Origin of the sequence: Mesorhizobium sp. BR1-1-2, from assembly GCF_020165435.1 — a bacterium.
GTDB lineage: Bacteria > Pseudomonadota > Alphaproteobacteria > Rhizobiales > Rhizobiaceae > Mesorhizobium.
The window spans coordinates 284,712-310,023 of record NZ_JAIUID010000006.1 but is presented as its reverse complement, the minus strand read 5'-3'; the positions used below and the strand labels follow the sequence as shown (position 1 = coordinate 310,023).

The window sequence follows — 25,312 nt, the reverse complement described above, 5'->3', positions numbered from 1 at the left end:
CACAAGCCAGGATTGCGATTGGCGCAATGCGTAACAGTTTCATCGACGGTTTATCCCTCTCTCGGTAGATCGCCCCACAGCAACGAAAGCCGGCTCGGCTGGTTTCATGAAGATGCCCAGGCCCCAGCAGAATCAAGCGGACAAGCTGCTCATCATCGCCTGCGGGATGATTGCGCGCGAGGTGTTGGCCGTCAAGGAACAGCTCGGGCTTCATCACCTCGAATTGACGTGCCTTCCGGCCGAGTTTCATTTCTATCCGGACCGCATCGCGCCGGCGATGGACAAGGCCATCGAAAAGGCCAAGGCGGAAGGCTACAGCAACATCTTCGTCGGTTACGCCGATTGCGGCACCGGCGGCCTGCTCGATCGGGTCTGCGAGAAGCATGGCGTCGAACGCATGGCCGGTCCGCATTGCTTCGCCTTCTACCAGGGCATGGATGCCTATGCGAAGGTCGCCGACGACGACATGATGTCCTTCTACATGACCGATTTCCTCTGCCGCCAGTTCGACGCCTTCTTCATGAAGCCGCTCGGCCTCGACAGGCATCCGGAGCTGATCAAGGACTATTTCGGCAATTACGAGAAGCTGATCTACCTGGCCCAGACCGACGATCCAGAGCTCGACAAGGTCGCGGAAAAGGCCGCGAAACTGCTTGGCCTCGTCTATGAGCGGCGCGCAACAGGCTATGGAGACCTGACGGCCGGGCTGGCCAAGGCCGCGGCTGACATCTGACGCTGGCTGGGCTGCGGCCCTCCTGCGCGGCGATTGGCGATTATCGCCCTTTCCGAAGGCGAAGACAGGACGGATCGCCGCCTCCTACTGGAGAATGGCCTTGATCTGTTCCCAGGCCAATTGCCCCAATCTGGCGTCAGCCTCATCATTTCCACCATGCGCATGCAAGGATGATCGCGGCGTCGTTTCGCCCGGCAGCAGTACGCGATGACCCGCGTCCTCCGCCAGGACAAGTTGGGTCGGCAAACCGGCATGCGCTCGCCGTTCCACAATTGAGGTCGCAAATTTGTCCGAGGGCCAAAGGGCATCATCGCGTCCAGCGACGAGCAGGATCCGGGCGTTGGACTTCTCCAAGGGGATGGTCGCCGCCTCGATCTTGGTCTCGTGCCTCTTCAGGCAATGGTCGAACAAGCTCCTGTAGGCGACAAGCCCGTCCCTATATTCTGGCCTCCATTCAGGGTCCGTGGGCACAAAGGGAAGTGGCCTGCCCCGCAGTGTCCAGGACGAGCGCTCCGGCCAGCTGATGTCATCGAGGCCAGCTCCGATATTTCCCCATACGACTGACGAAGGACTGAACGCGACGACCGCGCTGATGCGCGAATCGTGCACTGCCGCGAGCAACGCGGCTTCGACGCCTTTCGACGTGCCGACAAAGACGATCCGCTTGCAGCCGAGTTCCACCAAGCAGTCCACCGCGGCAAAGAAGGTCTCCAGCGGCACCTCGCAGATGCCGGCGGCTTGGCCCTCGCCCCCGAACCAGCGGAGCGCAACCGCCGTCGTTCCCTCGTTAGCAAAAAGTCTGGCTCGCGACACGTCCACGCGACCGCTGGAACCGCCGAGCACCACGACCCCCGTGGTGCTCTCAGCTGCGGTCCGAAACATCTTTCCGGACAGTCCCCGTGGAAGGCTGTCGCCGTCTATCGCCATGGCAGGCTCACTTTCGACCCAGCCAGCCCGACGATCCTGCAAGCAAGATCCGCATTTCGCCGCACCATGGTTTTTGACCTCGGACATTGCTAAGCACTGATGACAGCCTGCCGCGAATGGGTAAATTGCGCGCCAGCCATCTAAAGGCGCCGTCCAGCGGTCGGCTGCCGGACACCGACGAGGAATGCCGATGACCCTTCGCCCGATGCTTGCCGTTGCCGGCTTTCTCTGCTGCACCTTGCCCGCGCTTGCCGACGGGGAGGTGCAGAAGCTGATCACCGCCGCCGACAAGGCGCGGCTGGACAAATATGGCGAGACGCGCAAGGCGGCTCTTGCCGAGGCTAAGGCGGGCAATCCTGGCGAGGTCAGGCAGCTCGATGCCTTGCTGGCCAAGCCGCTGGTTGCTTTCTCCGACAAGGACCTCACCGGCAAATGGCAATGCCGCACCATCAAGGTGGGCGGGCTGAGCCCGCTCGTTATCTATGGCTGGTTCAAATGCAGGGTGAGCGACGACGGCTCCGGCTGGCGGCTGGAAAAGCTCACCGGCTCGCAGCGCACCAAGGGCCGCTTCTTCGACGACGGCGAAAAGCGCGCGATCTATCTCGGTTCCGGTTCCGTCAACAACGACCAGGCAAAACCCTATGGCAGCGGTCCTCGGACAGACCAGGTCGGCTACGCCTTCCGCAATAGCGCCGAGGAATGGCGCATCGAGTTCCCCGCTCCCTATTACGAGTCGAAGCTCGACATCATGGAGTTCAAGCGCTGAGCGGAGCCTTCCTGCCGGCTCCGGCATACCAAGGATTAACCCGCCTCGCCTAAGGTCCGGCCGTGGCAGTTGGTCCCAGGGGTGGCAAGATCAATGGCAATACCGGAAACCAATCCGAGACCGATCGTGGTCGTCACCGGGGGTGGCGCGCATGTATGGGCAATGGTCAACGCCATCGCCGACCGTGTCGGCCCTGTCAGCGTCATCCTGGAAGTCCCTGAATCGAAAAAGCGATTGCTGCTTGGCCGTGCCCGCCGCCAGGGCTGGTTGCAGGCCATCGGCCAGCTCGGCACGATGGTGCTGAGCAGGCTGGGCAAGCGGCTCTACGCCAGCCATGCCGCCCGGTTGATTGCGCAGGAGAAGCTCGAGACCGAGCCGCGGCCGGGCCAGGAGATCATCCATGTTGCCTCGGCCAACGGCCCGGAGTGCCTCGCGGCGATCCGGAAGATCCAGCCCGGTGTTGTCCTGCTTAACGGCTGCCGGCTGTTGTCAAAGGACATGTTGGCCAGGATGCCATGCCCGGTGCTCAACTACCACGCCGGCATCACGCCGAAATATCGCGGCATGAATGGCGGCTATTGGGCGCGGGCATCGGGAGATGCCGCGAATTTCGGCACCACTGTGCATCTGGTCGATGCCGGCGTGGACACGGGCGGCGTGCTGAAACAGGCTTACGGTCAGCCGAAACCAGGCGACACGATCTCAAGCTATGCGCTGCGCCAGACGGCGTTTTCGCGCGACATCTGCGTCGAGGCGGTCAGCGATGCGCTTGCCGGAAAACTCACGACGTTCGATCCAGGTCTGCCGTCGAAGCAATGGTACCATCCGACGATCTGGTATTACCTCTGGACGGGGTTCAGAACCGGCATCTGGTAGCGCATTCCTCGTCCGGCGCCGCGTGCCGAAGGCAGGGCTATCCCAACGTCTCGAGCCTGCCGACGTGCAAAGCCGGAACGAATAAACGCGCCTTTCATTTTACGACATCCAAATGCGTCGCTTTTGAATGCGCGCGCGTCGTCCCATAACAAGCGGCCCAATTGCGCATGCGGCAATGCTCGCAGTCCGAGGAGTGAGAATTCATGGCCGATCTGATCGTCGTCTACTGGCGCGATATCCCTGCCCAGGTCATCGTCAGGAAAGGCCGCCAGAACGCCAAGCGCGAACTCCCGTTGCGCTTCACCGAGGCGATCGACATGTGCGCCATGCGGACCGGCGCCGGCGGCACGGACGACTATCTGGCCGAATGGCGCAAGGCCGACCCGGTTCCGGTCGGCGACGACCTCGAAGCCGAGGTCGAGAAGGCATTCCAGGACATCGACGCGAAATATGACCGCGAGCGGCTGGTCGCTCTGGTGAAGGCGGGCGGCAAAGAAAATGTCTGAAACCATTCCCGCCAAGGAGAGCCCGGCGGCCCTCCAGCCGGTCACCCAGGCCACACTGGTCAAGAAGGCAGCACCGAAATCCGACTACAAGCCGGCCGACGTGTCGCCGCAGCGCCGCGTGCAGCGCTCCTTCGCGGTGAGATTATGGTCGGTCCGGCACTCGCGCCTGCTCGAATGGTTCTATGCCCGCTTCGCCGACACGTTCCTTCTGCTGCATCCCTTGTGGAAAGGCATCGGCTACAGCCGTGTCGAGGCCCCGGTGAAATTTGTCGAAAAGCGCGTCAAGGGCTTCATGTTCGACTGCCGCATGTGCGGCCAGTGCATCCTGTCCTCGACCGGCATGTCGTGCCCCATGAACTGCCCAAAACAGCTGCGCAACGGCCCCTGCGGCGGCGTGCGCGCCAACGGCAATTGCGAGGTCGAGCCTGACATGCCTTGCGTCTGGGTCAAGGCCTGGGAAGGCTCGCGCAACATGGAGCACGGCGACAGGATTCTTACCGTGCAGAAGCCGGTCGACCAGTCGCTGCGCGAAACGTCCGCCTGGCTGCGCGTCACCGCGCAGGCGGCAGCGGCCCGTGAAGCCGCGGCCGATGCGAAGACCGGAGCGACCGCATGATCGCCCGCCAGCGTGACGAGAACCCGGCCGGCATCCATCTGCCGCTCGACCCCTTGCCCGGCCACACCTCGCGCGGCCGGCTCGAACGCGTCCTGCGACGCGGTGAATTCGCGGTCACCACCGAGCTCAACCCGCCCGACAGCGCCGATCCCGAAGACGTCTACAACAGGGCGAAGATATTCGACGGCTGGGTCGACGCCATCAACGCCGTCGATGCGTCCGGCGCCAATTGCCACATGTCGTCGGTCGGCATCTGCGCGCTCCTGACCCGCATGGGCTATGCCCCGATCATGCAGATCGCCTGCCGGGACAAGAACCGCATCGCCATCCAGGGCGACGTGCTGGGCGGGGCTGCCATGGGCGTCGCCAACATGCTGTGCCTGACAGGCGATGGCGTGCAAGCCGGCGACCAGCCCGGCGCCAAGCCGGTGTTCGACCTCGATTCCATGTCGCTGCTCGAAACCATCCGCATCATGCGCGACAACGGCAAGTTCCTGTCCGGCCGCAAGCTCACCACGCCGCCGCAGTTGTTCCTCGGCGCGGCCGTCAATCCGTTCGCACCGCCTTTCGACTTCCGCCCGATCCATCTCGGCAAGAAGATCGCCGCCGGTGCTCAGTTCGTTCAAACGCAGTATTGTTTCGACGTGCCGATGTTCAGGACCTTCATGCAAAAGGCACGCGATCTCGGCCACACGGAGAAAGTGTTCGTCCTGTGCGGTGTCGGACCGCTCGCCTCGGCCAAGACCGCCAAATGGATCCGCTCCAACGTGCCGGGAATCCATATTCCGGATACCGTCATCAAGCGGCTGGAAGGCGCCCAGGACCAGAAGAAGGAAGGCAAGCAGCTCTGCATCGACATCATCAATGAGGTGAAGGAAATCCCGGGCGTTTCGGGCATCCATGTGATGGCCTACCGCCAGGAGGAGTATGTCGCCGAGATCGTCGATGAATCGGGCGTGCTGAAGGGCCGCCAGCCCTGGAAACGCGAGATCCGCCGCGACGACCAGATGGTCGCCGACCGGCTCGACCATATCCTGCACGACGATGTTACCGAAACCCAGGTGGACATGGTGAAGACCGCGCATTGACTTGCGCGGAGAACCACCATTCGCTTGATCCACAAGAGATAACGATATAAAGAACTCTTTATATCACGACGGAGAGATTTCATGACCCGGACCATCGTTGCCTCGGCGACACGAGAAATCATCATCGGCTTCGACCAGCCCTTCTGCGTGATTGGCGAGCGCATCAACCCGACCGGCCGCAAGAAACTCGCCGCCGAGATGGTCGCCGGTAATTTCGAAACCGTCATCAAGGACGCGCTGGAACAGGCCGCTTGCGGCGCCACCATGCTCGACGTCAATGCCGGCGTCACCGCCGTCGACCCCAACGCGACCGAGCCGGCATTGCTGGTGCAGACGCTGGAGATCGTCCAGGGCCTGGTCGACCTGCCGCTGTCGATCGACTCCTCGGTCACCGCCGCTATCGAGGCGGCACTCAAGGTCGCCAAGGGCCGCCCGCTGGTCAACTCCGTCACCGGCGAGGAGGAAAAACTCGAAGCCATCCTGCCGCTGATCAAGAAATACAACGTCCCGGTCGTGGCCATCTCCAATGACGAGACCGGCATTTCGATGGATCCGGACGTTCGTTTCGCCGTCGCCAAGAAAATCGTGCAGCGCTGCGCCGATTTCGGCATTCCCGCCCATGACGTCGTCGTCGATCCGCTGGTCATGCCGATCGGCGCGCTGGGAGATGCCGGCCGCCAGGTGTTCGCCCTGCTGCGGCGCCTGCGCGAGGAACTGAAGGTCAACACCACATGCGGCCTGTCCAACATCTCCTTCGGCCTGCCGCACCGCCACGGCATCAACGCCGCCTTCATCCCGATGGTGATCGGCGCCGGCATGACATCGGCCATCATGAACCCGGTGCGCCCGCAGGAAATGGAGGCCGTGCGCGGCGCCAACGTTCTGAACGGCACCGACGAGAATTGCACCAACTGGATTCGCACCTATAAGGATTACAAGCCGGCCGAAGGCGGCCAGGCGGTCGCCGCACCGACGGCGGTCAATGCACCGGGCCAAGGCGGCGGCAATGGCGGTCGCCGTCGTGGCGGCCGTGAAGCCCGCATGGCAAGGGGATAAGCGCGCAATCGTGAATTCGCATACCAACATCACCGATCCGCTCGTGCTGTTCATGCCGTCGGGCAAGCGCGGGCGGTTTCCGGTCGGCACGCCGGTGCTCGACGCCGCGCGCCAGCTCGGCGTCTATGTCGAAAGCGTGTGCGGCGGGCGCGCCACTTGCGGGCGCTGCCAGATCGAGGTGCAGGAAGGCAATTTCGCCAAGCACAAGATCGTCTCCTCCAACGACCACATCTCGCCCAAGGGCCCGAAGGAAGAGCGCTATGAGCGCGTGCGCGGCCTGCCGGAACGGCGCCGCCTCTCCTGCTCGGCGCAGATCCTCGGCGACCTCGTCATCGATGTGCCGCAGGACACGGTCATCAACGCACAGACCATCCGCAAGGATGCCGACACCAGGGTGATCGCGCGCGATACGGCGATCCGCATGTGCTATGTCGAGATCGAAGAACCCGACATGCACAATCCGTCAGGCGACCTCGACCGGCTCAAGATCGCGCTGATGAAGGACTGGAACGTCAAGAACCTCGAATTCGATTTCTATTTGCTGCCGCAGGTGCAGGGCATCTTGCGCAAGGGCAACTGGACCGCGACCGCCGCCATCCACAAGGATGCCGACAGCGACATCGCGCGCGTCATCGCTTTGTGGCCTGGCCTCAAGAACGAGGCCTATGGGCTGGCCTGCGATATCGGTTCGACCACCATCGCCATGCATCTGGTGTCGCTGCTTTCAGGCCGCGTCGCCGCTTCCTCCGGCACATCGAACCCGCAGATCCGCTTCGGCGAGGATCTGATGAGCCGCGTCTCCTATGTGATGATGAACCCGGATGGCCGTGAGGGCATGACGGTCGCCGTGCGCGAGGCGATCTCCGGCCTTGTCGACAAGGTCTGCGCCGAAGGCAATGTCCAGCGCAACGACATCCTGGATTCCGTCTTCGTCGGCAATCCGATCATGCACCATCTGTTCCTCGGCATCGATCCGACCGAACTCGGCGGCGCCCCCTTCGCGCTCGCCGTCTCCGGCGCGGTGCGCATCAAGGCCTCGGATATCGGCCTCAAGCTCAACCCGGGCGCACGCCTCTACATGCTGCCCTGCATCGCCGGCCATGTCGGCGCCGACGCCGCGGCGGTGACGCTGTCGGAGGGCCCGCATCGCCAGGACGAGATGATGCTGATCGTCGACGTCGGCACCAATGCCGAGATCGTGCTCGGCAATCGTGCGCGGGTCGTGGCCGCTTCCTCGCCCACCGGTCCGGCCTTCGAAGGCGCGGAAATTTCCGGCGGCCAGCGCGCCGCGCCCGGCGCCATTGAGCGCGTGCGCATCGATCCCGACACGCTGGAGCCGAAATACCGCGTCATCGGCTCTGAACTGTGGTCCGACGAGCAGGGCTTCCTCGACAGCGTGCAGGCGACCGGCGTCACCGGCATTTGCGGCTCCGGCATCATCGAGATCGTAGCGGAGATGTATCTGGCCGGCATCATTTCCGAAGACGGCGTCGTCGACGGATCGCTCAGCATGCGCTCGCCGCGTATCGTCGCCAACGGCCGCACCTTCTCCTACGTGCTGAAGGAAGGCGAGCCGAAGATCACCATCACCCAGACCGACGTGCGCGCCATCCAGCTCGCCAAGGCAGCGCTTTATGCCGGCACCAAGCTGTTGATGGAAAAGCAGAACACCGAGCATGTCGACCGCATCCACTTCGCCGGCGCCTTCGGCTCCTTCATCGATCCGAAATACGCCATGGTGCTGGGCCTGATCCCCGATTGCGACCTCGACAAGGTCTCGGCCGTCGGCAACGCCGCCGGCGCGGGTGCGCGCATGGCGCTGCTCAATCGCGGCTATCGTCGCGAGATCGAGGAGACGGTCAGCCAGATCGAGAAGATCGAGACCGCACTGGAGCCCAAATTCCAGGAGCACTTCGTCTATGCGATGGCGCTGCCGAACAAGGTCGATCCGTTCCCGAAACTGTCGGCGGCGGTGAAACTGCCGCCGCGCAAGACAGTGAGCGAAGACGGCATCGCCGGCGACGCCACCCCGCGCCGGCGCTCGCGCGAAGGCCACGCTGCGCGACGTGGCCGGGAATAGCATGGGCATGCGAGCAGAATGACAGGCACTATCTGACGCCCATCTTCCACCGGCATCGAACGCCTATTTCATTTGTATGCAAATGTTTCCGGATTGACTGATCTGGAAACCAAATCACCGTTTTCGCGAAATCCGACCGATACATGGCAGGCGCATTTACCCGGCATCGAACGGCGGCCGAAGATAATCCTCGGCCGCCGCCGTTCTTCAAGGGAGATGAAAATGTCGATGTTTGAAAATCTCGGCCGCTACGGTGCGACCATCAGGCAGGCCCATGCCAGGAACAAGGCCGTCCGCGCCCTGAACAGCCTGCCGGCGCACGTCCAGAAGGACATCGGCTGGCCGGCCTCGCCGCCCAGCGACCCGCAGGCGGCGCTTTCCGCCCTGCTTTTGGGCTTTGCGCGCTGATGACCTTCGCCGAAAAGTGCAAACTGCTCGGCACGCGCCGGAGCCCGCGCGGGGCTCCGGCTGTCACCAGCAACCGCCTGCGCGCAGCCCTTCTGCCGCAGCGCTGATCCCTCCCGCGAGAAATGCGGGGCCGATCACAGCGACGTGTGCACACAGCGCAAATCTTGACATCTTCGACCAGGGCACGATCTTCAAATATGAAGGGGACTTCTCTTAGTCGGCTGCCGCCGAAACCCGTGTATCCGCATGCCAAGTTTGAAAAGCCACGTCGTGTCCTTCGTGCTCAGGCACAGTCGCAAGAAGGCGTTTTCCAGCCCGGAAAACCTGCAGCGCTGGATCGCTGCGGCGCGCCGGACGGAGGACCATCACCCTCCGGCGTCAGTGCAGCAGCGCTTCAACATCGAGACACGCACCGTCGACGGCTTTCCCGTCTACGAGATCGCCCCAAAGGCCGGCGAGCGGAAGCGGATTCTCTATCTGCACGGCGGCGCCTATGTCTTTGAAATCACACCCTATCATTGGCACCTGATCGCCGACATGGCCGACCGGCTGGGCTATGCCTTTACGGTGCCCATCTATCCCATCGCGCCCGAGCATGACTTCCACGCCATGTTCGGCATGGTCGGCGACGTCTATCGCCGGATGCTCGGCGAGACGGAGGCGGAAGACATCATCTTCATGGGCGATTCCGCCGGCGGCAACATGGCCGTGGTGCTGACCATGATGGCTGCCGAAGAAGGCCTGCCCTTGCCGTCGCGCCATGTGCTGATCTCACCCGGGCTCGACGTCTCGCTTGCAAACCCCGAGGTGTTCGAGGCGGAGCGGAACGATCCCTGGCTCGGCATCGCGGGCGGACGGGAGGCAATCCGGCTCTACAGTGCCGGAATACATCCGACGGACTGGCATATCAGCCCCGTCTATGGCGACCTCTCGGTGCTGCCCAGGACATTGCTCCTGACGGGCTCTCGCGATCTTCTCACGCCCGACAATCTGATCTTCGCACAAAAGGCGCGGGCCGCCGGCGTCGAGGTAGAGCTCGTCCACGAGGAAGGCATGTTCCACGTCTGGCCGCTGATCGACATGCCGGAATCACGCCGCGCGCGCGAACGGATCGTGGCGTTTCTGACCGAGAACCCCTCGCCCCTTGTTGAAGGCGCCGGCGCAAGCTTCGAAGCGCCGTCCGCCGAGGCTTCGGGGCTGAGCCTCCAGTCGGAGCACCCTAGCTGATCAGAACTTGCCGGTTTCCCGGAAGACTTCGAACGTCGCGCGAATGTGGTCGGCCACCGCCTTGACCGGCGCGCTGGCATCCGGCGCTACCACCATGGCGAGGTTATAGGTGCCGATATCGGGCATGCCGTCCTTGGGGCAGAGCTCGACCATGTCGTTGCCGAGGAAAGACTTCGGCAGCGGCGCCACTGCCAGATCGGACATGATGGCGGCGCGCTGGCCGGCCGTATGCGCGCTCATATAGGCGATGCGGTAGTTGCGGCCCTCGCGGCTCAGCGCTTCGAGCGCCCCTGCCCGCCAGGCGCAGCCCTCTTCCCACAGCGACACCGGCAAGGGTTCGCGCAGATGCGCGCAGCCGCCCTTGGCGCCGGCCCAGACGATCGGCTCCGTCAACAGCACTTCGGCGCCGAGCGCGCTGGTCTTGTAGGAATTGGTGAGCAGCGTGATGTCGAGCGCCCGGTCATCCATGCGCCGGCGCAGATTGCTGCTCTGGTCGATGGTGACGTCGACGGCGATCGACGGATGCGACTGCGCAAAACGCTTCAGCACATGTGGCAGCACGCGCTCGCCATAATCATCCGGGGAGCCCAGCCGCACAACGCCGACAATGTCGGGAACGATGAACTTGGACACCACCTCGCGATTGATAGACAGCAGACGGCGGGCATAGCCCAGCAGCATTTCCCCATCTGTGGTCAGCGTCACCGAGCGCGCATCGCGCGCGAACACCGAGCGGCCCAGAATATCCTCCAGCTTCTTGATCTGCATGGAGACCGCCGACGGCGTGCGGAAGACGGCATTGGCCGCGGTGGTGAAGCTGCCGGTTTCGGCAATCGCCACGAACGTGCGCAGCACGTCGAGGTCCAGCAGCGGCAGCGGATGATTGAGTGGGGCGTTCATGACGATCGACCTTCAATTTTTCTGATGCAAACTATCATTCCATTTCGTTTGATTGAACATCAATTCGGGCGCATAGTCAACTCCATCGAAGCAGGAAGCTGCCAAGGCAGCCACGAACGATCACGACACAGACCTGCCTTCGACATGAAATGAAGCTGAAACAGACCTGACGTAAGGCATTGCCGGGCACTTCCGCCCCGACATGAGGAGATCGAAATGTCTATCCTGTCATCCATCGGTCGGCTTGCGACCGAATTCAGCGCGGCCCGCGCCCGCTACCAGACCGAACGCGCCATCCGCTCCCTGCCGATCGAGCTGCAGAAGGATATTGGCTGGCCTGAAGCGGCCGACACGAAGGCCGGCACGCGTACCGGCGTCGGATCCTGGGCTGGAGCAAAGTAAACCGTGTGTATCATGCATTGAAGGCCTGCCGCGCAAACCGCCCGGCAGGTCTTCTTGTTTTACCGACCTGTTTTTGCCGTTTTATTTGCGTTCACATGAATTTCGGAGCCATGCTGCCGCTGCATGGCGCATATGAACAAGCCGCATAGCGGCTTGGTTTTGAGCTAACCATCTGTAAATTATCGAAAAATCCGGGAGTGCTTGCAAAGTCTCCCGCCTTGCGTGTCGCTTTTCATATCAAGTGCTTCGCTTTTGCGATTTAGTTTTTACTTGCACAAGCCTATATCCACGCCAGCAAACGAGCTGCCCCACTCCATCAAGCGAAGGCGACCCGTCTGAGCAACCGATTGGAGATGAACATGAAGCTTTTTGCCCGCCTTTTCCCTCGCCGCGAAATGAACCTGACCACGGCCCTCGAGCGCCAGCGCCTTGCCAACACCATGCCTGGCCAGACCGGCGCCATGGCTGCCGCGCGCCTCGGTTTCGTCGCCTGAACCGATCCCGCAGGCAGCGCTCCCTCGCACTGTCTGAATGGATGACGCCGCCCGGTTCCGCCGGGGCGGCGTTTTGTTTGTACACTCCTTTGCCAGCGCTTGCGCCATGACGGCGGTGCGGCGCGGCGGCGGATTGCCCATTTGCGACCCATGTCGCAAATTAAATCTTGCTAAAGCTCCTTAGCCGATTGACAAGGATGGTTTTTCCTGTTGTCGCTATGCTATTCGCGACATTCTGTTCGCGCCATGGCTGCGTGAGGTTCCCGTGAACGCCGTTAAGCATCCGATCAAGCGATCGTTTGTATTTTTCCTCATCCCCGACTTCACCATGATCGCCTTTGCGACGGCCCTCGACCCGCTGCGCTCGGCCAATCGCATGCTCGGCTACGAGGCCTATCGATGGCGCCTCGCCAGCATCGACGGCAAGCCGGTGCGCGCTTCGAACGGTGTCGAATGCGCGGTCAACACCTCGCTGGAGGAGGAACGCAGGAAGATGGGGGGGCCGGATCGCCCCAACATGGCCATCGTCTGTAGCGGCACCAATGTCGAGCGCTACCAGAACAAGTCCGCCTTTGCCTGGCTGCGCGAGGAATACAATCGCGGCGTCTCCGTCGGCGGCCTGTGCACCGGAGCGCATGTCCTGGCCGCTGCCGGCCTGTTGTCCAACAAGCGCTGCGCCATCCATTGGGAGAACCTGCCGGGCTTCTCCGAGGCATTCCCGAAAGCCAATGTCTTTGCCGACCTGTTCGAGATCGACCAGAACATCTACACCTGCGCCGGCGGCACCGCCGCGCTCGACATGATGCTGAAGCTTATCGGCGACGATTTCGACGAGAATCTCGTCAACCGCGTCTGCGAACAGGTGCTGACCGACCGTGTGCGCAGCCCGACCGACCGCCAGCGCCTGCCGCTGCGCGCCCGGCTCGGCGTACAGAACTCGAAAGTGCTGACCATCATCGAACTGATGGAAGGCAATCTGTCGGAGCCGCTGTCGCTGATCGAGATCGCCGACCATGTCGACCTGTCGCGTCGCCAGATCGAGCGGCTGTTCCGCACCGAGATGGGACGCTCGCCGGCCCGCTACTATCTCGAAATCCGCCTCGACCGTGCAAGGCATCTCTTGATCCAGTCCTCGATGCCGGTGGTCGAGGTGGCGGTCGCCTGCGGCTTCGTCTCGGCCTCGCATTTCTCGAAATGCTACCGCGAGCTCTACGCCCGCTCGCCGCAGCAGGAACGCGTCGACCGCAAGCAGCTGCTGGCGGCGTAGAGGCGCGCCTCAGAGCACTTCTGCCGTTCGCATCGCCTCGACGCGGATGTCCTCGGTCAGCCGCGCCTTCAAAACGGAGAATTCCGGACTGGTCTTCAGCGTGTAGTGGCGCGGGTGCGGCAGGTCGATGGCAACGTCTGACTTGATCCGGCCGGGCCTGGCCGTCATCACCACCACGCGCGACGCCATGAAGATCGCCTCTTCGATGTCGTGGGTGACGAACAGCACCGTCTTCTTGCGCCGTTCCCATATGCCAAGCAGCAGTTCCTGCATCAGCCCGCGCGTCTGGTTGTCGAGCGCGCCGAACGGCTCGTCCAGCAATAGGATCGCGGGGTCGTTGGCCAGCGCCCTGGCGATCGCCGTGCGCTGCTGCATGCCGCCCGAGAGTTGCTTCGGCCAGTGGTTCTCGAAGCCCTTCAGCCCGACGAGGTCGATATAGGAAGCGACGATTTCGCCCCTCTCCCGCTCGGCCATGCCGCGTTCGCGCAGGCCGAAAGCGATGTTTTCGGCGACCGTCAGCCACGGAAACAGCGTATAGGACTGGAAGACCATGCCGCGATCCGGCCCCGGCCGGGTCACCGCCTTGCCGTCGAGCAGCACGCGCCCTTCGCTCGGCGCCTCAAGCCCGGCGACGATGCGCAAGAGGGTCGACTTTCCGCATCCCGAAGGTCCCAGGATGGTGATGAAATCATTGGCCGCGACCGCCAGGTCGACAGGCATCAGCGCCTGGACCGGTGAGCCGCCGCGCACGCCGGCGAACGTGCGCGAGACGCCCTCGATGAGAAGCTTGCTCATGCCAGGCTCCATGGGAAGAGCCAGCGATTAAGCGCCTTGAAGGCAAGGTCGGACAACAGGCCGATCAGCCCGATGACGATGATGCCGAAGATGATCTGGCCGGTTGCCAGTCGCGATTGGCTGTTGATGATCATGTAGCCGATGCCAGACGACGAGCCGATCAGCTCGGCCACGATGACATAGGTCCAAGCCCAGCCGAGCACCAGCCGCAGCGTCTCGGCGATCTCGGGCGCATTGGCGGGCATGATCACACGCTTGACGATGCCGTTGTCCGTAGAGCCGAGCGTGTAGGCCGCCTCGACGAGATCGCGGCGCGTGGAGCCGACCTTTACGGCGATGATCAGGATGATCTGGAACACGGAGCCGACGAAGATGACCAGCAGCTTCTCCAATTCGCCTATGCCGGCCCAAAGGATGAGCAGCGGAATGAAGGCCGAGGCCGGCAGGTAGCGGGCGAAGGAGACGAACGGCTCCAGGAACGCCTCGACTGGTTTCCACGCGCCCATCGCAATGCCCAGCGGCACGGCGACGGCTGATGCCAGCACGAAGCCGCCGAAGACGCGCCAGATGGTGATCAGTATGTCGAGCCAGAACCGGTCCTCGACCAGCAGCCGCCAGCCATCCCGCAGCATCGACAGCGGATCGGCGAGAAAGATGCGGTTGACGTGACCGCCAAGCGTGATCCACGCCCAGAAGACGACGAACAGCACGAAGAAGGAAATGCCGAGCACGGTTCGCGTGCCCGGCGAGATCGGATGCAGGGGGCGCGGCATTCACAACGGTCCTTGTGGAAGCGAAACGGCGGCGCGGGGCGCCGCCGCGAGACAGCGGCCGGTCAGTTCGCCACGGCGCTGGTGTCGGCCAGCGTGGAGACGTCAGGCGCTTCCTTGATCAGCCCCATCTGCAGCAGAAGCTCGCCGGCGGTCTTGGAGAAATCCTGGAACTCCTTGGTGAAGAACTGCTTGTTCTCCGCCCGGTCGGCCCATTTCAGGTACTTCGCCGAATCCTCGAACTCCTTGGCCGACTGTTTTACGTCCGCGCCCATGATGCCGTAGGATTTCTGCGGGTCCTTCTTGATCAGGTCGAGCGCGTCGAAATAGCTGTCGGCAAGCGCCTTGGCGGCGTCCGGATTGGCTTTGAGGAATTCGGGCGTGCAGCCGACCGTGTCGAGAACCATCGGGTAGTCGAGCGTGGTCGCCAGAATGTGGCCCTGGTCGGCCTTGTCGCGCACCGCCGAGATGAACGGTTCATAGGTGACGGCGGCATCGTTCTGGCCGGCAAGGAAGGCTTGCGCCGCCGCATCCGGTTCCAGGTTGACGACCGTGACATCCTTGGTCGACATGCCGTTCTTGTTCAGCACCCAGGCCAGCAGGAAATAGGGCGAGGTCCCCGGCGCCGAGGACGCGACAGTCTTGCCCTTGAGGTCGGCGACGGTCTTGATGTCGTTGCGCACGACGATGCCGTCGGCACCGTAGGACTTGTCGAGCTGGAAGATCTGCTTGGTGGTGACGCCGCTGGCGTTCCACACCTGCCACGTCTCGACCGTGGTGGCGGCGCATTGCAGATCGCCGCTGGCGATGGCGAGCGGCCGGCTGGCCTGCGGCACTTTCTTCAAGGTCACGTCGAGGCCGTGCTTCTCGAAGAGACCGGCCTGTTTGGCGAGCGTCAGCGGCGCGAAGCCGGTCCAGCCGCTGATGCCGATAGTGACCGATGTGGCGGCCATCGCCGGCGCGGACAGGCCGGCGGCAAGTGCCAGCGTAAGGATAATGGTCCTGTTCATGTCAGTTCCCCTTTGTTTTCTCCGGGGGAATGTTCACGGACCCCGCCCGGCTGTCAATGAACAGGGCCGTGTTCGCTCGCATCATCGGCCACGAAGGTTCGCCTTGACGCCATAAGACGGCAGACCGAGGGCTTTGTCGTCAATACTGGTCGCAGTAGCACTCCGCGGACGAGATGCGGTCGTTCCAGTCGCTGCCGCCGAAATCGCGGACCCTGCGCCTGATCTCGATCGAACGGCCTCCCCTGCGCGAATCCTCATAGGCAACGAGAGTGCAGCCCCGGCGAACGATCACCGACGACACGCGGTCGTTCCAGAACTCGCGGCCGCGAAAATTGACTGAATCGTCGGCCCCGAGCGCGATCGACCGCCCGCGAAAATTCGCATTTTCGAACATGATGCAGGCGGCCTGATCATCGTATTGGGCGCTGGCGCCGTCGGCGTAAAGCATGGACGCGACCGCAGTCAGGATAGCTAGACGTCTCATCTGGTGTTTCCTCGGTTTGACCGCGTCACCCCGCCCGCCGGATGGCGCGGCAAGTTCAGTTTGCCACTGCTTCTGCCGGACTGGCAAGCCTGGAGCGGTTCGGCATTTCACGGAACCGCCGAACCGCTTTAACTATTTTTTTCAATCAATTCCAAAGGGAAAGCGTTACGCGCGTACCGGCAAAGCGCTATGCGCTTTTTCTGGAATTTCTCAGCGGCTATCGAGCATCCAGTTGCGGTTGCGCCACATCTTTTCGCCGACAAGGCAATCGCTGGCTCGTTCGGCCTGCACCAGCACCACCGGCGGACGATCGGCCTCTTCACCCGAGCGCGGCGAGGCCGAGCCGGCGAGCTCCAGCACAAGCTTGCGGCGGATGGCTTCAGGGAACTGCGTCCAGTCGTTGACCGGAACCATGAAGGCTCCGGGACCGCCGATGACGCAGTCGCTGTAATAGCGGTCGAGATCGTTGACGTCATAGGCGCTGGTGAAACCGCCGCGAGTCATCAGCGGCAAGCCGTTGATGACGATGCCTTGCTTGACCACCTCGTCGCGGATGATGTCGACCGGCGCGCCCTGGTTGTTGGGGCCATCGCCGGAAATATCGATGACCCGCTTCGTCCCTTGAAAGCCACTTTCGGCGAAAAGGTCCGCGCCGAATTCCAGCGCGCCGGAGATCGACGTGCGCCGCGCGCTGTTGGGCGGCTGGGCGGACAGCCGCGCCACCACCCGCTCGGCGTCGGCGCGAGTGGCGATCACCGTCCACGGCACGATGACGTGCTGCGAGTTGGTGCCGGCCCATTCGACATAAGTGACGGCGATCCTGCCATAAGCGCCGGCGGCGATGGCTTGCAGCACATGATCGTGCGTCAATGCAGCCGCGTAGCCGCGACGCTGGATCTCGAGCTCGTCAGCCGACATCGACAGCGAGACGTCGACCGCCAGCACCAGCTCGACGTCGACCGGCTCGTCCGCGAGCGACATCGGCGCCAGCCACAGCATCAGCGCCAGGGCGGCGGCGCCTGAAAGCAGATGTCTTGCGCGAGCAAAAGCAGACATGCCGCAGGGTAAGCCAGAATCGCCAGCCGAAAAAGAGAAAAGCCCGACCACGGCCGCCGGGCTTATCCAAAATTTGCTCAGGAGCCCTGCTGGGCGGTTGCCTAGCTTCTCGGCTTCAGATTCTCCGGGTCGTAGAGCGGCTTGTAGCCGACCCCGGCGACCTCGACCGGATAGGTCTCGCCGAAATACTCCACCTTCAGCTTACGGCCCTCTTGGGCATAGGCCCAGGGCAGATAGGCGAGCGCGATGTTCTTGCCGATGGTCGGGCCGTAGGCGACCGACGTGGTGAAGGAACGGCGGCCGAGTTCATCGACCAGCGTCTCGCCGGTCTCGGGGTCCAGTACCGGCATCGTGCCCACCGGATAACGCGCCACGCCCTTGGAATCGGTGTTTTCGGTCATCACCAGCGTGCACAGCATCGCCGGCTGGTGCTCGCGGGCGCGGTATTCCAGGTGCTTGGCCTTGCCGCAGAAGTCGTTCTCCTTGACTTTCGGGCGGGCAAGATCGGCCTCGAGCAGGTTGTACTCGGTGAGCAGGTCGGCATTCTGCAAACGCAGGCTCTTTTCCATGCGCCGTGTGTTGGCATAGGTCTCGACGCCGAACGGCATCACGCCGGTCGAGCGCAGCGCGTCCCAGACGGCCAGCCCGTCCTCGTAGCGCATGTGCAGTTCCCAGCCCTGTTCGCCGACATAGGAGATGCGGAATGCGGTGACATCCTTGCCGCCGATCCGGATCGGCTTGATCGCGGCGAACGGGAAATTCTCAAGCGCAAGGCCCTCGGGATTCTCGACCACCTTCTGCAGGGTTGCTCGCGCGTTCGGACCCCAGATGCCGATGGTGACGTATTTTTCCGTCACATCGGTGATGGTGACATCGAAACCTTTATCCTGCGCGGTGCGGCGCATGTACTGGAAGTCGCGCGGGCCGGCGTCCGCGCCGTCGATCAAACGGCAGCGGTCGGCCATGCGGATAACGGTGAAGTCGGCGCGCACCATGCCTTCCTCGTCGAGGAAGTGGGTGTAGATGCCCTTGCCGATATTGTTGTCGCCGCCGATCTTGGCCGCGCACAGCCACTCCAGCAGCGCGACGTGGTCGGGTCCCTCGACGTCATACATCGAGAAGTGCGACAGGTTGACGATGCCGCAGTCTTCGCTCATCGCCAGATGCTCGGCATTGGAGACGCGCCAGAAATGGCGGTTGTCCCATTCGTTCTCGCGCACCGGTACCCGGTTGGCGTATTTCTCCAGAAGATGCTCGTTGGCGGCATAGCCGTGCGCGCGCTCCCAGCCGCCCAGCTCCATGAAATAGCCGCCGAGTTCCTTCTCGCGCTCCCAGAATGGCGAGCGCCTTATGTTGCGGCCCTTGGAGAAGGGCTCGCGCGGATGCACGGCGGGATTGTAGACCTTCATCGCCGTCTCGGTGCAGCGATCCCAGATGAACTGCTCCTTGGTCTGGTGCGGATAGAAGCGCGCATAGTCGATGGCATGATGGTCTATCGCAGTGCGGCCGTCGGTCATCCAGTCGGCGATGAGCTTGCCCATGCCCGGGCCGTCCTTGACCCAGATGGCGACGGCATACCAGAGACCCCTCACCTTCTGGCTCTCACCCATCGACGGGCCGCCATCCGCCGTCACCTGAAGCAAACCGTTGAAGGAATGGCTTTCGTTATAGCCGAGTTCGCCCAGGATCGGCGTCAGTTCCATGGCGCGCTCCAGCGGCGCCAGGATCTGCTCCATGTCGAGGTCGCGTTGCGACGGCGAAAGCCGAGCCTGGTCCTTCTCGAGCAGGTCGCGCGGATGGCAAAGGCGCGGATTGGTCTCTTCGTAATAACCCCACTCGATCTGCCCGCCCTCGGCGGTCTTGGGGTCGCCGGTGTCGCGCATATAGGCCGAATTGCCCTGGTCGCGCAGCAGTGGCCAGCCGATTTCCTTGCCGGTGCCGGCGAACTCGTTGTAGGGCCCGAAGAAGGTGAGCGGATGGTCGATCGGCATCACGGGCAGGTCCTCGCCCACCATCTCGGCGATCAGCCGGCCCCAGATGCCGGCGCAGACGATGACGTAGTCGGCCTCGATGGTGCCGCGGTCGGTCACCACGGCGCTGATGCGGCCGTCCTTGACGACGAGCGACCGGGCCGGCGTGTTGGCGAAGGATTTGAGCTTGCCGGAGGCTTCCGCCTGGTCGACGAGCTTGCCGGCGACCGTCTGCGAGCGTGGGATGACCAGGCCGGCGTCGGGATCCCACAGGCCGCCCTGCACCATTCCTTCTTCGACGAGCGGGAATTTCTCCTTGATCTCGGCCGGTTCGATCAGGCGCGCGCGCGTGCCAAAAGCCTTGGCGGAAGCGATCTTGCGCTTGATTTCGTCCATGCGGCCGTCATCGCCGACGCGCGCGACTTCGAGACCGCCGATGCGTGCGTAATGGCCCATCTTCTCGTAGAAATCGATGGAGTAGAGCGTCGTCCAGCAGGACAGGAAATCGTGGCTGGTGGTGTAGCAGAAGTCGGAAGCGTGCGCCGTCGAGCCGATGTCGGTCGGGATGCCTGATTTGTCGATACCGACAATGTCGTCCCAGCCGCGTTCGATCAGGTGATGGGCGATCGACGCGCCGACAATGCCACCCAGGCCGATGATGACGACCTTCGCCTTTTTCGGAAACTCTGCCATTGCCCGCGACTCCAGGTGCTGTTGCGGGCGGCGTCGGCGCCCGTTTGATCGGCGCACAATATGCAGAGGACGGTGAGCGCGCTACCGCCTGTTTGCGACACGCCGCGGATGCGCCGCGACCCGATTTGGATCAGGAAAATCGCTGCCGTCAGGCGAAGGCCCAGATGTCCTCGGCCTGGAAACCGACCTGGTAGCCGGCGCTCTTGAGCTTGACCACGACTTGGCCGATTTCCGCGGCGGGCAGTGCGCCGACCTCGACCTTGATCATGCCCGGACGGTAGCGTTGCAGATCGAGTTGCTCGAAGACCATCCAGTCTGCGCCCTCGCAATCGACGAGGAAGGCGTCGATATGGTTGATGCCGTTGCGGTCGAGCAATGTCTGCAAGGTCTCGGACGGCACTTCGATGTCCCTGAGATAGGGCGCGAACTTATTGAAATTCACGTCATCCTCGCCCCAGGCATTCTTGCCCGACATCAGGTTGGTGTCGGTGACCGAGGAGCAGCCGATAAACTCGATCGGCAGCGTGCCGGCCTCGAGGGCTGCGGCATCGAAGGTGTGGACGGTGATCGTCCCCCTTGTTTTCGTGACGGCAACCGGCTCGATGATAAAGCGGCTGGTATCGGGATAATTGGCGCGCAGACGCTTCTGGTTATAGGGGATCGGCTCGACCAGCAGGGCACGGGCGCCGGGTATGCGATGCAGCCACGGCGTGACGTCGTCGAACAGCGCGCCGTCGCAGGCACCGATATTGACCATCTGGAAAGGCCGCCTTGTCCCGCCAAGGCGTGCCTTCAGTGCCGCCCCGGCCAGGAATTTCGTGCCGCGCAGCGACGGACCGCGGTCGAGCAAACCGGCCGGAAGGCCAAGCGACAGCGCGATGCGCGTCAGGCTTGATAGCGAACTCATGGCGTGTCTCCGGGAATGGCATGCAAGCCGGCGCGGTGCTGGCCGCGGGCGATCGTCGCCCACAGCGCCATGAAAGGGGTGGCCAGCAGCAGGAATGACGGGACCAGATGCGGGAAATAGATGCGCGTGTCGTGGATCGGGAAGACGGTGAATTTCGCCAGCGCGCCGAGCACGAGCGCGGCAAACAGAATGCCGGCGCGTCGGTCGAGCCGGAAGCCGGCCCGGCCGGCCGCGTACCAGCCGGCCAGCGCCAGCACCGAGACGCCGATCCAGCTGTTCAGGCTGACGGCGCGCAGCAGCGATGCGGCAAACGCCTTGAGATAGGCAAGGACCGAGAAGGGCGGCTCGAACCCCTCCATATTGTAGTGCTGCGCGACGCTGGAGAACCACAGATGCGGCCACCAGCCAGGATGATGCGCCCAGTGCGAGATGGCGAAATAGGCGACGAAGGACGCCGCAAAACCGGCCAGCGCGCCCCATGCCTGCTGCCGGAAGGCGGTGAGCAGAACGGCGAAAACGGCAAGAAAGACAATATTGTCCGGCCGCACCATAAAGGCGAGGAAGAGCAGGATCGCCGTCGCCGCCTCGCGGCCGCGGACATAGGCATAGAGTCCTGCGAGTAGCAGGGCCGAAGTCAGCAGATCCGGCGTCGAGGCGCGCGCCGCATCGCCGAAATCGGCCATGATCAGCACCGCGCCGATTACCGGCGCCAAGGCCAATGCCTTTTCCGAGCGCAGCCACAGCAGCGTGGTCGCGCCGAACAGCAGCACCGAGGCCACCTGCACCAGGCGCATCGCTTCGACCGGCGACATGACCGCGCTCAGCGTCGACAGGATTTCGGCGTAGAGGAACTTGATCCGGTACATGCCGAGCAGCGAATGGAAGTCGGCGGCATTCTGCGCCATGTGGCTGCGGAAGCCGCCGCCATCATCGGTCAGCGTCTTGTAGTCACCTGCCGATACTCCGGCCTTGACGGTGTTGTAGGCATAGTCATGCAGTGCCTGCGCATCGGGATACGTGCCTTCCTCTGATATGGCGAGATAGGGCAGCATGTCCCAATTGGCATCGGGCATCACCCAGGCCGTCAGCGCCGTCAAAAGGATGTAGAGCGCGAAAGCCGCCGCGCCGATGGGTGCCGCCAGCCGCGCATAGGTCCCCTCACCCCACGCCAGGCCGGCCGCGGTGAGCCGGTCGAGCGGGTTTTGCTGAGCGGGCGACTTGGTCAGCATCGTCGTGGTGCTCAACGAACCTGGCTTTTGACGAAATCCTTCACGATTCCCACAATGCCGCGCGACAAGAGGCTGTCGAAAGCGTCGACGAACCGGTCGACATGCTCGCGCCGGCAGATCAGCGGCGGCTCGAGCCGGATGACGTTGCGGTTGTACTCGGTGAAGGCGACCAACACGTCGTGGTCACGCAGCAGCAGCGCTCCGATGAAGCCCGAAAGCGAGCCCTTCAGCTTGTCATCAAGCACGCTGACCACCGGCCGCAACACCGTCGGCAAGGTCTGCGAAAAATCATGGAACTCGAGCCCGATCATGAGCCCCTTGCCGCGCACGTCCTTGATGATCTTGGGGTATCTGTCCTTCAGCGCCCGCAGGCGCTGCAAAAGGTACTCGCCGGTGGCGGCGGCATTGTCGATCAGGCCCTCGTCATAGAGAACGTTGAGCGCTTCGATCGAGGTGACGCAAGCCTCGCCCATGCCGCCGAAAGTCGCCATGGCATGGATCATCGCCGTCTTCGGCGTGCCGTAGGCCTTCATATAGATCTCGCGCCGGGCGACCATCGCGCCGACCGCCGCCTTGCCGCCGCCGAGCGACTTGGCGAGCGCCGTCACGTCGGGAACGACGCCATAATGTTCGAAAGCATAGAAGCGGCCGGAGCGGCCATAGCCGCACTGCACTTCATCAGCCACCCACAGCACACCGTACTGATCGCACAATGCGCGCAGCTTCTGCCAATATTCCGCGGGCGCCTGGATGATGCCGCCGCCGCCCTGGATGGTTTCCAGCACGATGACGCCGATCTCGGGATCGGCGCGGAATGCGCGCTCGACCGCTTCGATGTCGGCGAACGGAATGCGGACCGCATTGTCGGCCACCTTGAAATCGGCGCGGTAGAGCTGGCCGTCGGTGATCGCCAGAACGCCTTTGGTCTTGCCGTGGAAGGAATTCTCGGCATAGACGATTTTGGGCCGCTTCGGACCGGCGGCACGCTCGGCGAGTTTTACCGCCGCTTCCATCGCTTCCGAGCCGGACGAGCCCAGAAACACCATGTCGAGATCGCCCGGCGAACATTTGGCGATGTTGTGCGCCAACGCGGCCGCATATTGCGACATGAAGGCAATGGCGATCTCCTGGCGCTTCTCCTCCTGGAATTTCTTGCGCGCTTCGAGGATGCGCGGATGATTGTGGCCGAAGGCCAGCGAACCGAAGCCGCCGAAGAAATCCAGGATCTTGCGGCCGTTCTGGTCGATATAGAACATGCCCTCGGCGCGCTCGACCTTGATCTTGTGGAAGCCGAGCAGCTTCATGAAATGCAGCTGGCCCGGGTTGAGATGTGCCTTGAACAGGTCGGTCATCGCAGCGACGTCCATCGCCTTGGCCTGCTCGACGCTGATCAGGTCAGGCTTGGCGATGGTGGCTGGCGACAGTGCCGGCGCGCTGACCATGGTGCGCGCGCTCGCCTGATCGGGCTTGGCCATGACGGTCATTTTCAATCTCCTGTCCGCGCGCAGGATCGGGGATCGTGCGCAGATGAAACTGTTGGCGGGCTGCTATTCGGCGGGCACATGTTTGGTGGCGACGGCGTGGCCGGCCTTCCTGGCGCGGTATTCGCTGTAGGCGGCGATCAACATGTCCTCGTCGCGATGTTGCGGCACCCAGCCGAGCTGGCGTCCCGCTTTGGAGACGTCGAGCACGCATTCCTCGTCGGCGATCAGATATTGCTCCGGATCCATGATCGGCAGGTTCATGAGGTCGAGCAGGTCGAGCGTGCGCTTCACCGCCCAGCCCGGCGTCGGAATCAGGATCGATTTCGAACCGGCATGCCTGATCAGGTCGCCGAGCAATTTCCTGACCGGCGGCGGGTTGAGCGAACCCAGATTATAGGCCTCATTCGGCACGCCGGCCTTCCAGGCCGCGCGGGCAGCTTCCGCACAATCGAAAACAGAAATGAACTGGTATGGATTCCGGCCCGAGCCGATCATCGGCACGGGAAGGTTCCAGTCGATCAGCTTGAACAGCTTTTCAAGGATGCCGAGGCGGCCGGGACCGATGATCAGGCGCGGACGAAACAGCGAGATCGACATGCCACGCTTGCGCCATTCGGCAGCCAGTTCCTCGGTCTTCTGTTTCGACCAGCCATATTCGCCGAGCGGCGCGACCGGATGCTCTTCGGTCATCGGCTGGGTGACCGTGTGGCCGTAGATCATGTCGGTCGTGTAATGCACGAGCCTGGGCGCGCCGGCCTTGTCCATCGCCTGCATGATATGCTCGGTGCCATGGAAGTTGACCGGAAAGAAGAAATCGTGACGCTTGGCGCGCACCTGGATCGGCGACAGCATCTTTGCCGACAGATTATAGACCATGTCGTCGGCCTTCAGCCCAACCGCCACCACCGATGCTGGATCGGTTACGTCGCAATGGATGAAGCCTACGTTGCGGTAATGCGCCAGGTCGCTCTTGACGATGTCGGCAACGACAACCTCTTCGCCATCCGCCACGAGCTTCGGGGCAAGGTGGCGACCGACAAAGCCGTCGCCGCCGAAAATCACATGTCTCATCGAACGATCTCGCTGGTGCCGATCTTGTCGGGAGTGATGGAAACGGTCTGCTCGTCATGTCCGCGGGCACCCAAGTCTCGCCCGCTTTGGGCGATCAGCACTGTGCCCACGCAGATGCAGGCAATACCCGCGACGCGCCAGCCATTGAGGTCCTCGCGGAAGACGAAATAGGCGAAGACCGCGACGGCGACATAGGCGAGGCTAAGGAACGGATAGGCAAAGGAAAGCTCGACCTTCGACAGCACGTAGAGATGCGAGGCCATGGAAATGACGAAGGTGCACAGGCCGAGGAACACCCAGGGGCTGAAGACGATCTGCAAAAGCTTGACAAGCGGGTTGGCGCCTTCGAACGAGATCGGCCCAAGCGACATCATGCCTTGCTTCAGCATCAGCTGCGCGGCCGCATTGGTCATGACCGTAAAGAGAATGAAGACGATATATTTCATGTCAGCTCACCCACCCGTGAGGCCTTCTATTACAAACCCGAAAAGATTTCG

General features: G+C 63.0%; 26 protein-coding genes. 13 read left to right on the top strand and 13 right to left on the bottom strand.

From position 1 onward, the window contains the following. Nucleotides 1-106 precede the first annotated feature (106 nt). Entirely contained in the window at nt 107-733 is a 627-nt protein-coding gene (locus LB551_RS16795; protein WP_140551358.1) for a DUF1638 domain-containing protein, read from the top strand. 84 nt (nt 734-817) lie between these two features. Here the strand turns inward: LB551_RS16795 and LB551_RS16790 are convergent, their stop codons facing one another. After that, nucleotides 818-1,660 carry an acyl-CoA thioester hydrolase/BAAT C-terminal domain-containing protein gene (locus tag LB551_RS16790; RefSeq protein ID WP_224659899.1) on the bottom strand — a complete coding sequence of 281 codons (843 nt, stop codon included), beginning with the start codon at nt 1,658-1,660 and terminating at the stop codon, nt 818-820. 190 nt (nt 1,661-1,850) lie between these two features. On the opposite strand from LB551_RS16790, the gene LB551_RS16785 reads away from it, so the two are divergent. From LB551_RS16785 to LB551_RS16745, 9 genes are all read left to right on the top strand, one after another. Beyond that, nucleotides 1,851-2,426, top strand: coding sequence for a DUF4893 domain-containing protein (locus LB551_RS16785; RefSeq protein WP_224659898.1), 576 nt, complete (start codon nt 1,851-1,853; stop codon nt 2,424-2,426). A 93-nt stretch (nt 2,427-2,519) separates the two neighbouring features. After that, nucleotides 2,520-3,302 carry a formyl transferase gene (locus LB551_RS16780; RefSeq protein WP_224627863.1) on the top strand — a complete coding sequence of 261 codons (783 nt, stop codon included), beginning with the start codon at nt 2,520-2,522 and terminating at the stop codon, nt 3,300-3,302. 203 nt (nt 3,303-3,505) lie between these two features. Beyond that, entirely contained in the window at nt 3,506-3,808 is a 303-nt protein-coding gene (locus LB551_RS16775) for a virulence factor (protein WP_140516337.1), read from the top strand. Continuing rightward, a complete protein-coding gene (locus LB551_RS16770) occupies nt 3,801-4,424 on the top strand; it encodes a methylenetetrahydrofolate reductase C-terminal domain-containing protein (protein WP_224659897.1) in 624 nt (207 codons plus the stop codon). The genes LB551_RS16775 and LB551_RS16770 overlap by 8 nt, the downstream gene beginning before the upstream one ends. Beyond that, the gene (locus LB551_RS16765) at nt 4,421-5,512 is read left to right on the top strand and encodes a methylenetetrahydrofolate reductase (RefSeq protein WP_140551353.1); all 1,092 of its coding nucleotides are present in this window, start codon (nt 4,421-4,423) and stop codon (nt 5,510-5,512) included. The genes LB551_RS16770 and LB551_RS16765 overlap by 4 nt, the downstream gene beginning before the upstream one ends. A gap of 81 nt (nt 5,513-5,593) precedes the next feature. Beyond that, complete coding sequence (locus LB551_RS16760; RefSeq protein WP_224659896.1) at nt 5,594-6,568, top strand: methyltetrahydrofolate cobalamin methyltransferase; 975 nt, start codon at nt 5,594-5,596, stop codon at nt 6,566-6,568. After that, nucleotides 6,519-8,648 (top strand): ASKHA domain-containing protein, encoded by a 2,130-nt coding sequence (locus tag LB551_RS16755; protein ID WP_224659895.1) that lies wholly within the window; start codon nt 6,519-6,521, stop codon nt 8,646-8,648. Before LB551_RS16760 ends, LB551_RS16755 begins: the two co-directional genes overlap by 50 nt. A 222-nt stretch (nt 8,649-8,870) precedes the next feature. Then, entirely contained in the window at nt 8,871-9,056 is a 186-nt protein-coding gene (locus LB551_RS16750) for a hypothetical protein (protein WP_224627859.1), read from the top strand. Between the two features lie 246 nt (nt 9,057-9,302). Beyond that, complete coding sequence (locus LB551_RS16745) at nt 9,303-10,283, top strand: alpha/beta hydrolase (RefSeq protein ID WP_140551350.1); 981 nt, start codon at nt 9,303-9,305, stop codon at nt 10,281-10,283. Here LB551_RS16745 and LB551_RS16740 read toward each other — a convergent pair whose 3' ends face one another. Continuing rightward, the gene (locus LB551_RS16740) at nt 10,284-11,183 is read right to left on the bottom strand and encodes a LysR substrate-binding domain-containing protein (RefSeq protein ID WP_140551349.1); all 900 of its coding nucleotides are present in this window, start codon (nt 11,181-11,183) and stop codon (nt 10,284-10,286) included. A 216-nt stretch (nt 11,184-11,399) separates the two neighbouring features. Between LB551_RS16740 and LB551_RS16735 the strand changes: the two genes are divergently transcribed. The 3 genes from LB551_RS16735 (at nt 11,400) to LB551_RS16730 (ending at nt 13,346) form a co-directional block, all read left to right on the top strand. Beyond that, nucleotides 11,400-11,585: a hypothetical protein gene (locus tag LB551_RS16735; protein ID WP_224659894.1), complete on the top strand. Its 186-nt coding sequence runs from the start codon at nt 11,400-11,402 to the stop codon at nt 11,583-11,585. 359 nt (nt 11,586-11,944) lie between these two features. Next, complete coding sequence (locus LB551_RS29935; RefSeq protein ID WP_127853696.1) at nt 11,945-12,079, top strand: hypothetical protein; 135 nt, start codon at nt 11,945-11,947, stop codon at nt 12,077-12,079. A 328-nt stretch (nt 12,080-12,407) separates the two neighbouring features. Further along, nucleotides 12,408-13,346: a GlxA family transcriptional regulator gene (locus LB551_RS16730; protein ID WP_263482988.1), complete on the top strand. Its 939-nt coding sequence runs from the start codon at nt 12,408-12,410 to the stop codon at nt 13,344-13,346. A gap of 9 nt (nt 13,347-13,355) precedes the next feature. Here the strand turns inward: LB551_RS16730 and LB551_RS16725 are convergent, their stop codons facing one another. The 11 genes from LB551_RS16725 to LB551_RS16675 all read right to left on the bottom strand — a co-directional run bounded on the left by LB551_RS16725 (nt 13,356) and on the right by LB551_RS16675 (nt 25,261). Beyond that, nucleotides 13,356-14,141 (bottom strand): ABC transporter ATP-binding protein, encoded by a 786-nt coding sequence (locus LB551_RS16725; protein ID WP_140551347.1) that lies wholly within the window; start codon nt 14,139-14,141, stop codon nt 13,356-13,358. Beyond that, nucleotides 14,138-14,914 carry an ABC transporter permease gene (locus LB551_RS16720; RefSeq protein ID WP_140495640.1) on the bottom strand — a complete coding sequence of 259 codons (777 nt, stop codon included), beginning with the start codon at nt 14,912-14,914 and terminating at the stop codon, nt 14,138-14,140. Before LB551_RS16720 ends, LB551_RS16725 begins: the two co-directional genes overlap by 4 nt. A 62-nt stretch (nt 14,915-14,976) precedes the next feature. Beyond that, nucleotides 14,977-15,921 carry an ABC transporter substrate-binding protein gene (locus LB551_RS16715; protein WP_140516347.1) on the bottom strand — a complete coding sequence of 315 codons (945 nt, stop codon included), beginning with the start codon at nt 15,919-15,921 and terminating at the stop codon, nt 14,977-14,979. Nucleotides 15,922-16,060: 139 nt separating this feature from the next. Beyond that, on the bottom strand, nt 16,061-16,405 hold the full coding sequence (locus LB551_RS16710) for a peptidase inhibitor family I36 protein (protein WP_140551346.1): 345 nt from the start codon (nt 16,403-16,405) through the stop codon (nt 16,061-16,063). 210 nt (nt 16,406-16,615) lie between these two features. Continuing rightward, entirely contained in the window at nt 16,616-17,461 is an 846-nt protein-coding gene (locus tag LB551_RS16705; RefSeq protein ID WP_224659893.1) for a DUF1194 domain-containing protein, read from the bottom strand. A 101-nt stretch (nt 17,462-17,562) separates the two neighbouring features. Further along, nucleotides 17,563-20,124, bottom strand: a complete 2,562-nt coding sequence (locus LB551_RS16700) for an FAD-dependent oxidoreductase (protein WP_224659892.1) — start codon at nt 20,122-20,124, stop codon at nt 17,563-17,565. 148 nt (nt 20,125-20,272) lie between these two features. Further along, complete coding sequence (locus LB551_RS16695; protein WP_224659891.1) at nt 20,273-21,031, bottom strand: FkbM family methyltransferase; 759 nt, start codon at nt 21,029-21,031, stop codon at nt 20,273-20,275. Then, nucleotides 21,028-22,260, bottom strand: a complete 1,233-nt coding sequence (locus LB551_RS16690) for a hypothetical protein (protein WP_224660002.1) — start codon at nt 22,258-22,260, stop codon at nt 21,028-21,030. The genes LB551_RS16695 and LB551_RS16690 overlap by 4 nt, the downstream gene beginning before the upstream one ends. Before the next feature lie 11 nt (nt 22,261-22,271). After that, entirely contained in the window at nt 22,272-23,702 is a 1,431-nt protein-coding gene (locus LB551_RS16685; protein ID WP_224660001.1) for an aspartate aminotransferase family protein, read from the bottom strand. 105 nt (nt 23,703-23,807) lie between these two features. Next, on the bottom strand, nt 23,808-24,815 hold the full coding sequence (locus LB551_RS16680) for an NAD-dependent epimerase/dehydratase family protein (protein ID WP_224659890.1): 1,008 nt from the start codon (nt 24,813-24,815) through the stop codon (nt 23,808-23,810). Beyond that, nucleotides 24,812-25,261, bottom strand: coding sequence for an EamA family transporter (locus LB551_RS16675; RefSeq protein ID WP_224659889.1), 450 nt, complete (start codon nt 25,259-25,261; stop codon nt 24,812-24,814). The genes LB551_RS16680 and LB551_RS16675 overlap by 4 nt, the downstream gene beginning before the upstream one ends. Nucleotides 25,262-25,312 lie beyond the last annotated feature (51 nt).

Coding starts and splice junctions, on each gene's coding strand:
- LB551_RS16775 (WP_140516337.1), top strand. CDS start 3,506: ATGGCCGATCTGATCGTCGTCTACTGGCGCGATATCCCTGCCCAGGTC.
- LB551_RS16700 (WP_224659892.1), bottom strand. CDS start 20,124: ATGGCAGAGTTTCCGAAAAAGGCGAAGGTCGTCATCATCGGCCTGGGT.
- LB551_RS16755 (WP_224659895.1), top strand. CDS start 6,519: ATGGCGGTCGCCGTCGTGGCGGCCGTGAAGCCCGCATGGCAAGGGGAT.
- LB551_RS16725 (WP_140551347.1), bottom strand. CDS start 14,141: ATGAGCAAGCTTCTCATCGAGGGCGTCTCGCGCACGTTCGCCGGCGTG.
- LB551_RS16780 (WP_224627863.1), top strand. CDS start 2,520: ATGGCAATACCGGAAACCAATCCGAGACCGATCGTGGTCGTCACCGGG.
- LB551_RS16735 (WP_224659894.1), top strand. CDS start 11,400: ATGTCTATCCTGTCATCCATCGGTCGGCTTGCGACCGAATTCAGCGCG.
- LB551_RS16685 (WP_224660001.1), bottom strand. CDS start 23,702: ATGGTCAGCGCGCCGGCACTGTCGCCAGCCACCATCGCCAAGCCTGAC.
- LB551_RS16740 (WP_140551349.1), bottom strand. CDS start 11,183: ATGAACGCCCCACTCAATCATCCGCTGCCGCTGCTGGACCTCGACGTG.
- LB551_RS16720 (WP_140495640.1), bottom strand. CDS start 14,914: ATGCCGCGCCCCCTGCATCCGATCTCGCCGGGCACGCGAACCGTGCTC.
- LB551_RS29935 (WP_127853696.1), top strand. CDS start 11,945: ATGAAGCTTTTTGCCCGCCTTTTCCCTCGCCGCGAAATGAACCTGACC.
- LB551_RS16695 (WP_224659891.1), bottom strand. CDS start 21,031: ATGAGTTCGCTATCAAGCCTGACGCGCATCGCGCTGTCGCTTGGCCTT.
- LB551_RS16790 (WP_224659899.1), bottom strand. CDS start 1,660: ATGGCGATAGACGGCGACAGCCTTCCACGGGGACTGTCCGGAAAGATG.
- LB551_RS16750 (WP_224627859.1), top strand. CDS start 8,871: ATGTCGATGTTTGAAAATCTCGGCCGCTACGGTGCGACCATCAGGCAG.
- LB551_RS16760 (WP_224659896.1), top strand. CDS start 5,594: ATGACCCGGACCATCGTTGCCTCGGCGACACGAGAAATCATCATCGGC.
- LB551_RS16710 (WP_140551346.1), bottom strand. CDS start 16,405: ATGAGACGTCTAGCTATCCTGACTGCGGTCGCGTCCATGCTTTACGCC.
- LB551_RS16765 (WP_140551353.1), top strand. CDS start 4,421: ATGATCGCCCGCCAGCGTGACGAGAACCCGGCCGGCATCCATCTGCCG.
- LB551_RS16785 (WP_224659898.1), top strand. CDS start 1,851: ATGACCCTTCGCCCGATGCTTGCCGTTGCCGGCTTTCTCTGCTGCACC.
- LB551_RS16795 (WP_140551358.1), top strand. CDS start 107: ATGAAGATGCCCAGGCCCCAGCAGAATCAAGCGGACAAGCTGCTCATC.
- LB551_RS16680 (WP_224659890.1), bottom strand. CDS start 24,815: ATGAGACATGTGATTTTCGGCGGCGACGGCTTTGTCGGTCGCCACCTT.
- LB551_RS16675 (WP_224659889.1), bottom strand. CDS start 25,261: ATGAAATATATCGTCTTCATTCTCTTTACGGTCATGACCAATGCGGCC.
- LB551_RS16745 (WP_140551350.1), top strand. CDS start 9,303: ATGCCAAGTTTGAAAAGCCACGTCGTGTCCTTCGTGCTCAGGCACAGT.
- LB551_RS16770 (WP_224659897.1), top strand. CDS start 3,801: ATGTCTGAAACCATTCCCGCCAAGGAGAGCCCGGCGGCCCTCCAGCCG.
- LB551_RS16730 (WP_263482988.1), top strand. CDS start 12,408: ATGATCGCCTTTGCGACGGCCCTCGACCCGCTGCGCTCGGCCAATCGC.
- LB551_RS16690 (WP_224660002.1), bottom strand. CDS start 22,260: ATGCTGACCAAGTCGCCCGCTCAGCAAAACCCGCTCGACCGGCTCACC.
- LB551_RS16715 (WP_140516347.1), bottom strand. CDS start 15,921: ATGAACAGGACCATTATCCTTACGCTGGCACTTGCCGCCGGCCTGTCC.
- LB551_RS16705 (WP_224659893.1), bottom strand. CDS start 17,461: ATGTCTGCTTTTGCTCGCGCAAGACATCTGCTTTCAGGCGCCGCCGCC.